This window comes from Candidatus Amarolinea aalborgensis (assembly GCF_900491745.1).
GTDB lineage: Bacteria > Chloroflexota > Anaerolineae > SSC4 > Amarolineaceae > Amarolinea > Amarolinea aalborgensis.
In genome coordinates, this window is the sequence record NZ_UETR01000004.1 from 113,997 (window position 1) to 126,600 (window position 12,604).

General features: G+C 60.0%; 11 protein-coding genes. 5 read left to right on the top strand and 6 right to left on the bottom strand.

Features of this window, described 5'->3' with window-relative positions:
- Nucleotides 1-16 precede the first annotated feature (16 nt).
- The 3 genes from ACPQ6D_RS06995 to ACPQ6D_RS07005 all read left to right on the top strand — a co-directional run bounded on the left by ACPQ6D_RS06995 (nucleotide 17) and on the right by ACPQ6D_RS07005 (nucleotide 1,728).
- The gene (locus ACPQ6D_RS06995; protein WP_423223589.1) at nucleotides 17-424 is read left to right on the top strand and encodes a hypothetical protein; all 408 of its coding nucleotides are present in this window, start codon (nucleotides 17-19) and stop codon (nucleotides 422-424) included.
- A 30-nt stretch (nucleotides 425-454) separates the two neighbouring features.
- Nucleotides 455-1,129, top strand: a complete 675-nt coding sequence (locus ACPQ6D_RS07000; protein WP_423223590.1) for a hypothetical protein — start codon at nucleotides 455-457, stop codon at nucleotides 1,127-1,129.
- 83 nt (nucleotides 1,130-1,212) lie between these two features.
- Nucleotides 1,213-1,728 carry a hypothetical protein gene (locus tag ACPQ6D_RS07005; protein ID WP_423223591.1) on the top strand — a complete coding sequence of 172 codons (516 nt, stop codon included), beginning with the start codon at nucleotides 1,213-1,215 and terminating at the stop codon, nucleotides 1,726-1,728.
- A gap of 233 nt (nucleotides 1,729-1,961) precedes the next feature.
- On the opposite strand, the gene ACPQ6D_RS07010 is transcribed toward ACPQ6D_RS07005, so the two are convergent.
- From ACPQ6D_RS07010 to guaA, 6 genes are all read right to left on the bottom strand, one after another.
- The gene (locus tag ACPQ6D_RS07010; RefSeq protein WP_423223592.1) at nucleotides 1,962-2,735 is read right to left on the bottom strand and encodes a tryptophan-rich sensory protein; all 774 of its coding nucleotides are present in this window, start codon (nucleotides 2,733-2,735) and stop codon (nucleotides 1,962-1,964) included.
- A gap of 36 nt (nucleotides 2,736-2,771) precedes the next feature.
- Nucleotides 2,772-3,566 (bottom strand): DUF1295 domain-containing protein, encoded by a 795-nt coding sequence (locus ACPQ6D_RS07015; RefSeq protein ID WP_423223593.1) that lies wholly within the window; start codon nucleotides 3,564-3,566, stop codon nucleotides 2,772-2,774.
- Nucleotides 3,567-3,701: 135 nt separating this feature from the next.
- Nucleotides 3,702-5,144 (bottom strand): serine hydrolase, encoded by a 1,443-nt coding sequence (locus ACPQ6D_RS07020; protein WP_423223594.1) that lies wholly within the window; start codon nucleotides 5,142-5,144, stop codon nucleotides 3,702-3,704.
- A gap of 23 nt (nucleotides 5,145-5,167) precedes the next feature.
- The gene (locus ACPQ6D_RS07025; RefSeq protein WP_423223595.1) at nucleotides 5,168-6,208 is read right to left on the bottom strand and encodes a DNA-methyltransferase; all 1,041 of its coding nucleotides are present in this window, start codon (nucleotides 6,206-6,208) and stop codon (nucleotides 5,168-5,170) included.
- A 7-nt stretch (nucleotides 6,209-6,215) separates the two neighbouring features.
- Nucleotides 6,216-7,616, bottom strand: a complete 1,401-nt coding sequence (locus tag ACPQ6D_RS07030) for a restriction endonuclease (RefSeq protein WP_423223596.1) — start codon at nucleotides 7,614-7,616, stop codon at nucleotides 6,216-6,218.
- Between the two features lie 35 nt (nucleotides 7,617-7,651).
- Nucleotides 7,652-9,226 carry a glutamine-hydrolyzing GMP synthase gene (guaA, locus tag ACPQ6D_RS07035; protein ID WP_423223597.1) on the bottom strand — a complete coding sequence of 525 codons (1,575 nt, stop codon included), beginning with the start codon at nucleotides 9,224-9,226 and terminating at the stop codon, nucleotides 7,652-7,654.
- 181 nt (nucleotides 9,227-9,407) lie between these two features.
- Between guaA and ACPQ6D_RS07040 the strand changes: the two genes are divergently transcribed.
- Together ACPQ6D_RS07040 and ACPQ6D_RS07045 are read left to right on the top strand one after the other, a co-directional pair.
- The gene (locus ACPQ6D_RS07040; RefSeq protein ID WP_423223598.1) at nucleotides 9,408-11,381 is read left to right on the top strand and encodes an SdrD B-like domain-containing protein; all 1,974 of its coding nucleotides are present in this window, start codon (nucleotides 9,408-9,410) and stop codon (nucleotides 11,379-11,381) included.
- Between the two features lie 198 nt (nucleotides 11,382-11,579).
- The gene (locus tag ACPQ6D_RS07045; RefSeq protein ID WP_423223599.1) at nucleotides 11,580-12,602 is read left to right on the top strand and encodes a GNAT family N-acetyltransferase; all 1,023 of its coding nucleotides are present in this window, start codon (nucleotides 11,580-11,582) and stop codon (nucleotides 12,600-12,602) included.
- The last annotated feature ends 2 nt before the right edge of the window (nucleotides 12,603-12,604 follow it).

The window sequence follows — 12,604 nt, forward strand, 5'->3', positions numbered from 1 at the left end:
TTTGAGGATATCGTCCATGAAAACCTTCCTCTATGCCTATCTCGGTGGGCTGTTGGCCAGTATTCCAGCTTTCACCATGTTCAACGACGTTGGCGCCAGCCCGTTGAGAAACTACCAGGCGCTCAATGCTCAAATCGGCACGTCGCTCACCTCGATGATCGTGGCTCTCGCCACGTTCTTCTTGCTGCCAGCGATCGGTTCCGCGATCGGCGCCAAGATCGGTGGCCGGGGCGCTGATTTTCAATACATCTATGGTCGCGGTATTGGTGGGCAGGTAGTATTCGCCATTGCCTTTGAGTTACTGGTGATGTCTAACTCCTCCGTATCCCGCCACGTGCTACCGTTGCCCATCTCCATGCAGACAGTCGTCTATTTGATGTTCGCGCAACTTGGCTGCACGTTTGGCACGGTTTGGGGCTATTAGTCGGCCCCACTGCAAAACAAGGAGATCGTCATGGGTAAAATCATCGTCGAGTGCCCGAAGTGCCAGCACGTTCGCAAGATGAGCGATCATTGTGACACCTGCTTGCAAGAGCGCGAGTGGGAAGTGAAGTACGGTAAACTATCATGCAAGAGCTGCAAATATGGGTGGAGCTCTTTGACGTGCGAAACGTGCGGCCACACCATCCCGACCATTGAGGACTTTGTCAAGTATTTCCCGGATTACCAGGATTATGAAGGACTGCTACCGGACATCCTTGACACCCTGCTTCGGATGCATCGCCACAAGGTGGCGCTCGCTGTGCTGGATGCGCCCTGGGTTAAGTATGAGTTGCCGACTGACTATCCGCTTACCGAGAAACGCGGCGAGGTTGCCACCCAGCGCAACCTCTGGATGTTTGGCGCCTTGTTGGTCGGAGCAGCTGTGGGCGGATTCGCAGGAGCAGGACTGCTGCCAGCCATGTTCGACGCGTCAACGAATCTCGGCGTCATCGCTGGGGTCCTAGGCGGCGCTTTCCTGGCAGCGACTTTTGCCCGGCTATTTGCGGGCCAGTGGGGAACCACCAACGGTATACTCATTGATGGGGGACTGATCCTCTTGTTGGGCGCGCTGGGATCGCTTGCTGTAATCTTCGCGCTCGGCGGGATCATCTTGTGGATCGTGTTCAGTATGTTTACGGGAAATTGACGGTGAAAATGTTGGGCGTCCAGCGTACAGAATGCAGCGCCGGGCGCGGGTCACGCTGGCCGCGCTGGGGATTCCTCTCGCTCATGGCCGCATTCTCGGCAGCGCTGTGGATTCACCGGCAGGATATCCAGGGTTGGACCACCTACGGGTATCTCGGGGTTTTGGCCTTCTCGCTGCTGGCGAACGCCATGATCCTGCTGCCGGCGCCGGTGCTTGCAGTTGTCTTTGCCCTGGGCAGCGTCCTTTCACCGCTGGGGATCAGCATGGCAGCTGGATTGGGAATGGCACTCAACCGTCAACCCCATGTCTTGGTAACATCCTTGTTCTTCCTCGCCAACCGTGGCAAGAAAAACCTGAATAGCCTCACGCATGTTCCTTTCCAAGCTGGCCAAATCGGGAGCCTGGGTGTAACAGCCGGGCAATTCGGCTACAGAACCGACCAGCCAGCCGCTTTCCAGGTCACGCTCGATCAATACCGTGAACTGTTGGTGCATCGCAACCTCCCTAACCGGGACAATCCGGAACCAGATGACTCACACGAAGCCATAACGGCGCCAAGATGCCGACCGGTTCCTTCGTGTCTAGGTGGCTTTGTGTGAGAATGCTTTTCTCGCTGTACCAAAATTTCACTGGCAAGATACAAAACTATATGCAGTATAGCCACAAATGGCGGCAGAAACAATTCGACAGCCGCTCGCCGAGCCTGTCGAAGGGGCACAGCGCGCACCCTTCGACAGGCTCATGGCACGTTTTCCCCAAAACTGATTTGACTGCCTTATCCGGTCGGAGGTTGAATCTATGTCCACCTTACAGGCTCGACATAACCGCCCGCCTACGCCGTGCGCAGACCCGCTCCCTGGCGACGCGCCAGCAAGGCCAGCGCAATGCAGCCGACGACCAGCGCGGTGGCGACCCAGGCGCTGACGCTGACGAGAGGCGTGCCGGCCTGCTTGACCGCGATGCCGATGAAGGCCCACACGAGCACAAGCAGATACGCGACATCTCGTCGCATCTGCGCCATCAGATAGGCCACCGCCACGGCAACGGCCAGCAGGATGACGGCCCACGCCGGTCCGCTCAGGCCAAAGCCGTTCCACTTCCAGTATTCCAGCAGATCGGTCACGTTGGCAATCGTCGCGACCGTGATCCAGCCCAGGTAGACGCTGAACGGCGCGTTGACGGTCCAGCGTTCCACGGCGCTGACCGGCGCCTGCCCGATGCGCAGCCGCTGGTAGATGACGATCAGTGAGACGAGCAGGGTCAGCATGGCGATCAAGGTCAGTGGGAACAACAGATAGTGCCAGAAGAAAATCCAGACGCTGTTGGCCACGCAGCTCAACGCAAACCAGTAGCCCAGGCTGCGCAGGCGTGGATTCTCGCGCTGGCTAGGCAGTGCCTGGTAGATGCCAAAGGCGAGCAGGCCGATGTAGATGACGCCCCAGATGGCAAAGACGTAGCCGGCCGGCACGAAGTAGACCGCAAAGCTGTCCGAAATCGCACCGGTCATCTTGCCGTTGAGGGGCAGGGCGTTGGCCAGACCGTTGACGGTCAGGGCGATGATGAGGGTAATCACGTTGACGAGTTGACGCAGAGTATCTTTGTTCATTTCTCTTCTCTTCCTCTTCCTATTTCTCTTGGAAAATTAACGCGGCTGGCGGGGGAACCAGGGAATAAAGGCGTTGGTGCGAGCCATGTAGGCGGCATAGCCTGGCTTGGCCGGCCGCAGGCTGCGTTCCAACATGGCAACGCCTGAGACCCGAACGAGCAAAAAAGTCATGAGCACCGGGCTGAAGATGACGGCCCACCCACCGGCGGCGAGGGCGACCAGGTAAAAGGCCCACCACTGCAGCGCATCGCCAAAGTAGTTTGGATGCCGCGTGTAGCGCCAGAAGCCGCTGGTCAGCAGTTGACCGCGCTGGCCCGACGCGGCCTTGAAGCGACGCAGCTGCCAGTCGCCGCCGGCCTCGAAGATGAAGCCGATGGCCCACAACAGCACGGCCAGCCAGTCGAGCCAGATGAGACCCGCGGGTGCGGCGCCGATCTGCGCGGCCAGCAGCGGCGCGGAGATGATCCAGAGCAGCGCGCCTTGCAGCCAGAAGACCTTGAACAGGCTGCGCCACCACCAGGCGGCGCCGGCTTCGTCACGCCACGCGCGATAACGGAAATCTTCGCCCTGACCCCAATTGCGCAGCAGGATGTGCAATGATAGACGCAGGCCCCACGTCGTCACCAGGATGCCAAGCAGCCACTGGCGAGGCCCCGCGCCGTCGGGCGTCAAGACAAAATAGGTCCAGTACACGATGACGAAGCCGGCGCCCCAGAAAATATCAATGATGCTGGCATCGCGCCGCCACAGGCTGATCAGCCACAGCAGGGTGGTCATCCCCAGGATGACGCCGCCGCCCAGGACCATAATCGTTACGAAATCCAATGCCATTGTTTCTTGCACTCCCGCCTGCTCGCCTGTCAGCGCATTTCCGCCACAGGTCGTTGGGGCTTGCAACATGCCGCAGATCGCGCCCCGTGTATCGCATTGGACGCCCGGGATGGTGTGATCGTAACGCGGCCAGGGTCAAGGCTGCCCGCGGGCAGCCCAGGTGAAGTAATCCCAGGTGGCGCGGCTCACTTCGCCCATGAAGCCATCGCTGAGTTCCCACAACACCCAGCGCGGCATGAAGATGTAAATGCTCAGCACGTATGGCCCCGTTGGCCCCCACACAATCGCCACGTCCGCGTGACTGTCGTTGATGTAGCCGTGCTTATGCACCACGCGCGTGCCCGGCGGTAAGCCTCCCGGAATCAACGCCGCCAGCTTGTTCAGCTTCATGATCTCAAGCATCTTCTGGCACTCTTCTTGCGTGATGTCCGGGGCGTAGGCGGCCAGCAGCGTGCCCCCCCCTTCGGAACACTGCACGATCATTTCGGCCAGCAGGCCCATCTCCTTAGCCGTGGTTTGCATGTGAATATCGGGATTGGTCGTCAGATCGGTGCGGCGGTTGGCTGGCGTGGTGATGCGGAAACTCTGCGCTTCGACGTCGTAGGGCGTCGCCATGAAGGTGTTGGCCAGGCCCAGTTTGCGCATGGACGCGGTCAGCACCTCGACTCCACGCTGCGCGCTGCCATCGCCCACGATGCGCAGGAGTAGATTGGCGCTGAAATTGCCGCTGAGGCCCAGGGTTTGGGTCAGCAGTTTGGTCTCCTCGATGTTGGGCGGCCGGTCCAGCTTGCGAAAGACCTCGATCAGAATCGCGATCTTCATCGTGCTCATGCCGGCGAAGGCCACATCGGAGTTCACGTTGACCTCCTGGCCGCGGCCGATATCGCGCACGAAGATGGTGGCGATGCCCGGCCACTGCTCCGCGCGGGCGCGGAGCAGTTCTTGCAGCGCGCCAATGCCCGGCGGCGGGGCGGACGTTTCCACCAGGACCAGGTGCGTCTCACGCTTGTCGGGTGAACTCAATGCGGCCATGATGCCCGGCACCGACTCCTGCGCGGCCAGCTTGAGGCCCGGCTTACCGGGCACAAAGGGCAGGGTGTCGGTTGGAATCCTGCCGCTGACCAGCGGCAGCGCGTGCGCTGGCTCCGGGGGGCGGTCATACTGCGCGGCCACCCCATTCAGCCAGGTTGCGAGCGCGCCGCTGTCCAGTTCATACTGCAGCGTGACCGTAATCGGCGGCGTGACCCGTCCCATCAGATGGTAGACGAATCCCCGCCAACGCCCCAGCCCACGCGCCTGCGCGTCGGCCGCGGCCAGCATGTCCGCGGTCTTGACGCGCAGACCAATCTCACGCGGCTGCAAGATCAGGCGCTTCTGGTCGTAATAGACCGCGACCGGCTGGCTGAACGCGTACTGCAGCGACGCGTCAATCGTCGCCGCGTCGCTGGCGCCGAGATCCAACCCGGCCAGGCGCACCCCGGGCGGCACCGGCCCCTGCGCGTCCGCGTACCAATAGGCCTGCGGCGCCACAAACCCCGCCGCGGCGACCAGCAAGAGCAAAACGATGATTTGCCTCATTCTCCGCTTCATCGCACTGAACCTTAAGGACCTTCTGTATCGAAAGAGGCCGGTTCCTCTAGCAATGCCAGCTGGGACATGCTGGTCGCGGGGTTGGCGGTGAAGTGCTCAGGGCCATCTTCCACAGCGGTAGACGCGCCAAAATCCTTGTCAAACAAGGATGCCTCTGCACGCAGGCTTGGAAAGCGGTACTTCGAGCCTTCCAGGTAATGGGGGGCGAGCTCGAACGCCAACCACCGTCTCTGCAGGCGCTCGGCCACTTCGCCGGTGATGTTGCTGCCCGCAAAAGGATCAATCACCAGGTCGCCGGGTTCGGTCAGAAACTTGATGAAGAACTCCGGTAAGCCGTGCGGAAAACGCGCCGGATGCGGCTTGATGCCGTGTTCACGGCATTGGCGCAGATACGTGCTGTTGGAGTCGGTATTGGCCAGGATCAGCAAGTTGGGCGGAATGGCGCCCTGGTTGTCGCGCGAGAAATTCTCTGAAATTTCATGCCCTGATGGGCGCAGCTTGGCCTTGTAGCCATTGTCAAGCAGCTTGCGCATGGAATCGCTGTACGGTTTCAGCACGCGCCAGTTGCTGGCTTTTGGCTCCGGTGTTTTGGACAACCACCACACCGGATCAATCGCGTCTTTGACCCGCGTCCGCCGCACCGTCACCCATTCAGCGGGAGAAGGCAACTTCGACGGATTATACCAATAGAACTCCTGCGCCAAGTGGAAGTCGAGCGTTTTGCACAGGGCGATTACGAGCTCAAAATGGTACAAGGAACGCGTCGCCTGTCCGTTCACCCACGTGCCGCCAATGTCAATCACCAGGCTCCCCTGGTCTTTCAGCACACGTTTGAACTCACGCGCGAAGTCCATGAACCATGCCACATACGTCTCGTCACTGACGTTGCCGTATTCCTTCTTACGCTTCAGGGCAAACGGAGGTGAGGTCATGATCAAATCCACAGAGTCTGATTCAATCTGACGCAGGTAGCTCATTGAGTCTCCCAGATAGGCGGCGCCGAACTCAGTCACATATAGGGGCTCTTCCCGAAAATGCGGATTGTTTTTCATAATTCCATTACTGCGCGGCAAAATAATCGGTGCGCGTCTTGATCTTCATCGCTCGTTCGGCTTTGTCATTGAGAACGGCAACGATGCTAGTAGGGTCTTGGCTGATACGTTCAAGGTCGGCGCCGTTGAGCAAGATGACGTTCAGGTTACAGGTCTTCATGACATGATTTGCATAGCTACGGGCGTCTTTTGTGAATTCCCCCGTGGTAACAATCATAACGACGTTCGAGTAGATAAACGTCAGTGACAGACCAACCTCTTTTGCCACGTCGTCCAGACGCACTTGGGTCGTGTTCTTGGCCTGGATTTGCCAACGGCTAAAGATCAAGCGCGCTCCTTCCACAATGGCATCTACTTCTGCGCCGCCGGTGTCGGTACTACGAATCCTCCAACCCCGGAAATCAAGATCAACGAGTCGCGCCAGGTAAATCGCCAGTAACTCCAGGGCTTTACCCTTGATGTGTTTATCTTCAGATTGTAGCTCGGTGAGAATCTGGGTCAATGGCTTATCGAACAATTCCTTTGGGGCCAGGCCTGCCTGCTCGGCCGCGGCGGCGAGAATAGGCTCAGAGATTTCGGCCCGAAACTTGGATGTTCTGGATACCTCGTAAGGCTTCGCGCCGTGACCTTCAGTTGACTTGGTTGTCTCAATGTAGCCCAAATCGCGCAGCGGAAACAGAACAGACTTGGGAAGTTCTTTGTGGTTATACTCGGTCGCATATAGGAGGCTGGCGAGGTCGGCCACCCGATTGGCAACCAACGGATCTGGCTCAACAATGCGACCCAATGCTCGTAGAAAAGCGCGTTGGGCGCCGTTGAGCTGAGTCAATTGGTCAATCACATCCAAACCGACCCCCAGAACTTGCTTCAATCGTCCGTGATTGACGTCATAGAGTCGCGGTCCGCTGCTAACCTTTTCATCGAAAATCCCAGCTTTGGCCAACCACAAGCGTAGACTGCTGAGATGAACGGCGCCGCGTGGAACATGCACTCCACGCTGCTCAAGGCCCTTACCCAGTGTATGCAGACTGATTTCCTCTCCCGCTGCTTGCATCGCTGTCAGGGTTTCAACGACCGCCGTGCCTCTCAAATCCGTGAGGAGATGCCTCGCAAATCGTTCATACATCGCTTGCGGATGGTCTACCAAGCCATACAGCTCCAGCGCGAGCGGGGTTGGACGTGCCCCTTCGTCGTCAAGCAATTGATAGGCGCGTAAAGCCAACACTGTATTATCGGCCAGCTTCCATTGCTGATTCTCGGCGTGTGACGCGAAGAACTCGTCACGGATGGCTTCGGTGATTTGGTTGCGATTGCCAGCCGCACTGGTCACGATGCCGAGTAACCGGGGCAGATTCACCTGATTTGGGCTGAACTGAGCACCAAAAGGTATTTCACTCTTTTTCGTCACTATTGTCCTCGCAGCCAGAATAGGACAGGCTCAGATCATTCCCACTCGATTGTACCGGGTGGTTTCGACGTGACGTCGTAAACCACGCGGTTGACGCCGCGCACTTCGTTGACGATGCGACTGCTGATTTGCGCCAGCAGGTCGTAGGGCAGCCGCGACCAGTCGGCGGTCATGTAATCTTCGCTGTTGACCGCGCGCAGCGCGACGACGTTTTCGTAGGTGCGGCCGTCGCCCATGACGCCCACGGAACGCACCGGCAGCAGCACGGCGAAAGCCTGTGCGGTGGGGCGATAGAGGCCAGCTGCGCGCAGTTCTTCCAGGAAGATGGCGTCGGCATGGCGCAAGATTTCCAGGCGCTCCCACGTGACCGGCCCCAGGATGCGGATCGCCAGGCCTGGCCCAGGAAACGGGTGCCGCCAGACAATCTCTTCAGGCAAGCCCAGCGCAATGCCCACGGCTCGTACTTCATCTTTGAACAGCCAGCGCAGCGGCTCGATCAGCTTGAACTGCATGTCGGCCGGCAAACCGCCCACGTTGTGATGCGTCTTGATGGCGGCTGCGCTGCGCCCTGCGCCCGCGCTTTCGATGCGGTCAGGGTACAGGGTGCCCTGCGCCAGGAAGCGCGCCTCTCCCCAGGCCGCGCCCAGGCGCGCCGCCTCTTGTTCGAATACGCGCACAAACCGCGCACCAATCAAGCGCCGCTTTTGTTCCGGGTCGCTGACGCCATCCAGATCGCCCAGGAATTCCTCGCTGGCGTTGACCGCAATCAGCCGCACTCGCATCTCGCGCTGAAAGGTTTCCATCACCTGCTCTGCTTCTCCGCGGCGCAGCAGGCCGTGATCTACGAACACACACGTGAGTTGATCGCCGATAGCCTGATGCAGCAGCGCCGCCACCACCGCCGAATCTACGCCTCCGCTTAGCCCGCACAGCACATGACCGCCGCCGACTTCGGCGCGAATCGTCGCCAGGCTCTCTTCGATGAAGTTGATCGGCGTCCAGGCGCCATGACAGCCGCACACGTCCACCAGGAAATTGCGCAGGATAGCCGTGCCGTACCGTGTGTGCGACACTTCCGGGTGGAACTGCAGGCCATAGAGGCCACGGGAAACATCGCCCATCGCAGCAAAAGGCGAGTTGTCGCTGACCGCAATGGCCTTGAAGCCCGGGGGCATGGCTTCGATTCGGTCTCCATGCGACATCCAGACTGTCTGACGCTCCGGCAAGCCGGCCAACAGAGGTCCGTTCATCTCGCCAGTGCGAATCTCGGCCGGGCCATATTCGCGCATGTGAGCCGCCGCCACCGCTCCGCCCAGCGCCTGCGTCAGCAGCTGCATGCCGTAACAAATGCCGAGCACCGGCAGCTTGCTGGCCAGGACATAGTCAGGCAGACGCGGCGCGCCCGCCTCGTAGACGCTGGCCGGGCCGCCCGAAAGGATGAAACCCTTCGGTTTGAGGCGCTTGATGTCGGTCAACGGCGCGTCCCAGGGCAGCAATTCGCAGTAGACGTGCGCTTCGCGCACCCGGCGGGCAATCAATTGGCTGTACTGGGAGCCAAAATCGAGGATGACAATGGCCTCTGCGCTCGCACGAAGATTCTTTTCAGGCATGCCACGATCCTTTGTTGCTGATCTCGTCTGACATGCGACCATTATGCCATAAAGCGCGCAAAATGGGTAGCAACGAATCACCGGTCAGCGGCATTGTGTACAAACAAAACTTGTGGTATACTGCGGGCATGTTGCTCGGGGATTTGATGTGGCACGCAGTGATTGAGAGAGCACAATGCACATGACACGAGGCAGGTTGTTTTTTCTTGTCACACTGATCGGCTTGCTGTTCGTCCCTGCTCTCCTGGGGGCGCCAGCGCCGGCGGCCGCGGCCAGCTGCTTTGATCTGCTGGCCAACGGCAACATGGAAAGCACGGGCGGCTGGCAGATTACGGGCGGCCCACCGCTCGCTGACTATGACACCGCGCAAGCGGTCAGCCCGACGCACAGTATGCGCCTGGGCATCATCAGCGGCCCCAACACCTTCGGCTTCTCCGGGATCCAGCAGCAGATTACCATTCCCGTCAATGCCACCAGCGCCACGCTCAGTTGGTCTGTGTGGCCCTTCCTGGCCTCCAGCGGTGAAAATGATTACCAGGAACTCATTTTGCAGGACGCGGGCACCAGCAGTACCGTGGTCGTGCTCTGGCGCGATCAGCGCAATGACCGCGCGTGGATCAACCTGACGCGCGATGTGCTGGCGTATAAAGGCCAGAATTTGCGCCTGTTTGCCAATGTCCGCAACGATGGCGTCGGCAGTTACGCGGGGATGTATCTCGACAACGTGTCGTTGATGGTGTGCGTGGCCGACACGCCAACCCCAGGCCCCGGCGGCGTGGTTGATGGCCGCGTCTACCTCGACGCCAATCTGAATGGCCTCTACGATGTGGGCGAACTTGGCTTCGCCAGCCTGCCGGTCAGTCTGGCTCCAGGCGGTTCGGTGCTGACAGATCCGAGCGGGGTTTATACGTTTGGCGCGCAAGCGGCTGGCAATTACACGGTCAGCATCACACCGCCGCCTGGCTACGCGTCCACCTCGCCGGCCAGCGTGGCGATCACCGTCAATGCGGGCAATCAGTCGGTCAACTTCGGACTGGCGCCCATGACGCCGGCCACCAGTACGCCCACACCGAATGTGGTGACGGCAACCCCAACCTGGACGCCGGTGGTGGTGACGAACACCCCTACGCCCACCGGTCCGCCGACATGGACTCCCACCTGGACGCCGATCGTGGTGACGAACACGCCGACGCCTGCGCCCGTCATTTGGACGGCGACGCCCACGTGGACGCCGCCTGGCCCGCCGACCTTCACGCCGACAGCCACACCGATTCCACCCACAGGCACCTTCACACCGGTGCCTCCAACGCCGACGCCGCCGCCGACGAACACGCCGCTGCCAGCCGGCTGCACGAACTGGCTGGAAAACTCTGGCTTCGAGGATGAACTGCAGCTCGGCGACCCTGCGTGGTACTTCTTTCACGAGGCGCTGGCGCCCAAGCGCGTCACCGATCCGAAGCACGAGGGCAGCTGGTCGGTGCGCCTGGGCACGAATGAGACGGACGCCGTTTCCTTTTCTTCCGTTCGCCAGGACGTAACGATTCCGATCAACGCGGTATCGGTCGAGCTATCCTGGTTTTACTGGGCCAGGTCCGATGACCCAAACGACCAGGGAGATTACCAGGAAGTGCTCTTGATGACGCCATCGGATCATCCTTTGCGTCACCAAATCATTCGTGATCTATGGTCGCGCAATCGTGAAGTCACTGATAACTGGAAAGAACGCAAGGCTGATCTCAAGCTGCAGGCCGGCTCGCACGTCGTGATCTATTTCAATGTCTACAATAATGGCAACGGCAAACGGCGCTATATGTATCTGGACGACGTGAAGCTCAACGTGTGCCTGCCGACCCCCGTGCCGCCCACCGCGACGCCCGTGCCAACCGACACGCCGCTTCTGCCGCCGCCACCCACAGCGACGAGCACCGCCACGGCGACGAGCACGCCGTCGGCGGCCACCTCGTTCTTGCCAGAGGACATGGACCAGACCATGCGTGACGTGACCAAACCGGCCGTGGGGCTGTTCGATCTCGTCATGAGCGTTGCCGCCAAATACCTGCTGCTGCTGCTTGCCTTGCTGGTGATCGTTGCCGTGCTGGTCTTCGTGGCTTCCTACCTGTCTGATCGTGCTCGCCGGCGCCACCCAGGGCCATGAGGTCGTCGTGACCAATTGGGCAAACTAACGTCCCAAGCTCACGGCAAAGCGCTAACGCCATGACAGGCTGCCAGCCGCTTCGCGACCAGCGTTGTTGCCCCCGATGCGCCGTTTCGCGTGGCTAGATGAGGGTTGCAGACCTCCTGAGCGCTTGGGCGCGTAAGCCCTTGCCACCATGAAACGATGAGGACCGATGTTGTGAAGTTGACCATTGATCGGAATGCCAGCGGATTCGACGCGCTGCGCAGCGAGTGGAACGAGCTCCTGCAGACCAGCCAGACCAACACGATTTTTCTCAGTTGGGAATGGCAGACCACCTGGTGGCGCCACTGGGGCACAGATGAATTATATCTCTTGAGCTGGCGCGATGAGGAGACTGGCCGCCTGGTGGGCCTGGCTCCTCTTTTTGTGGATGTGACAAGCGCTGGTGAACGTCGGCTGTTGCTGGTTGGCGGCATAGAGGTGTGCGATTATCTCGACGTCATCGTTGCGCCTGAGAACGCCGCCCCGGTCTATCTCAGCCTGGTTGAGTGGTTGGACAGCCCTGGCGCGCCGGCCTGGGACCTGTTCGAACTTGTCAATGTGCCGCTCGCATCTCCGACGTTGACAGAACTCCGCGCGCGCCTGGCCGCCCGTTGGCCAACGGATGCGCGCAAGGAGGATGTCTGCCCGATCATTCAGCTGCCTGCCGATTGGGAATCGTACCTCAACCTGCTCGACAAGCATCAGCGTCACGAGGTGCGGCGCAAGCTGCGCAAAATCGAGCAGGCGCCCAATGTCCGCTGGTGGTTCAGCGCCTCGCCAGCCGACCTGGATCGCGATGTCGAGGATTTCATTACCCTGCACCAATTGAGCAGCGCGGACAAAGATGATTTCATGACCGAACCAATGAAAGCCTTCTTTCGAGACCTGGCGCAGGTGATGGCGGCCAAAGGCTGGTTGGCCCTGGCTTTGCTCGAGGTAAACGGGCAACCGGCCGCGGCGCTCTTCAGCTTCCGCTGGCAGGAACAATGGCTCTTGTACAATTCCGGCTATGACCCGCTTAACTTCAAGGATTTGAGTACAGGCGTCGTTTTGCAGGCGCGCTGCATTGAATACGCCATTCAGGCCGGCTTTCGGGTTTTTGACTTCTTGCAAGGCAACGAGGTGTACAAGTACCGCTTGGGCGGACAAGATACCGAGGTTTGGCGGTTGACCGTACGTCAGCCCGCTGCCGTCTGAAC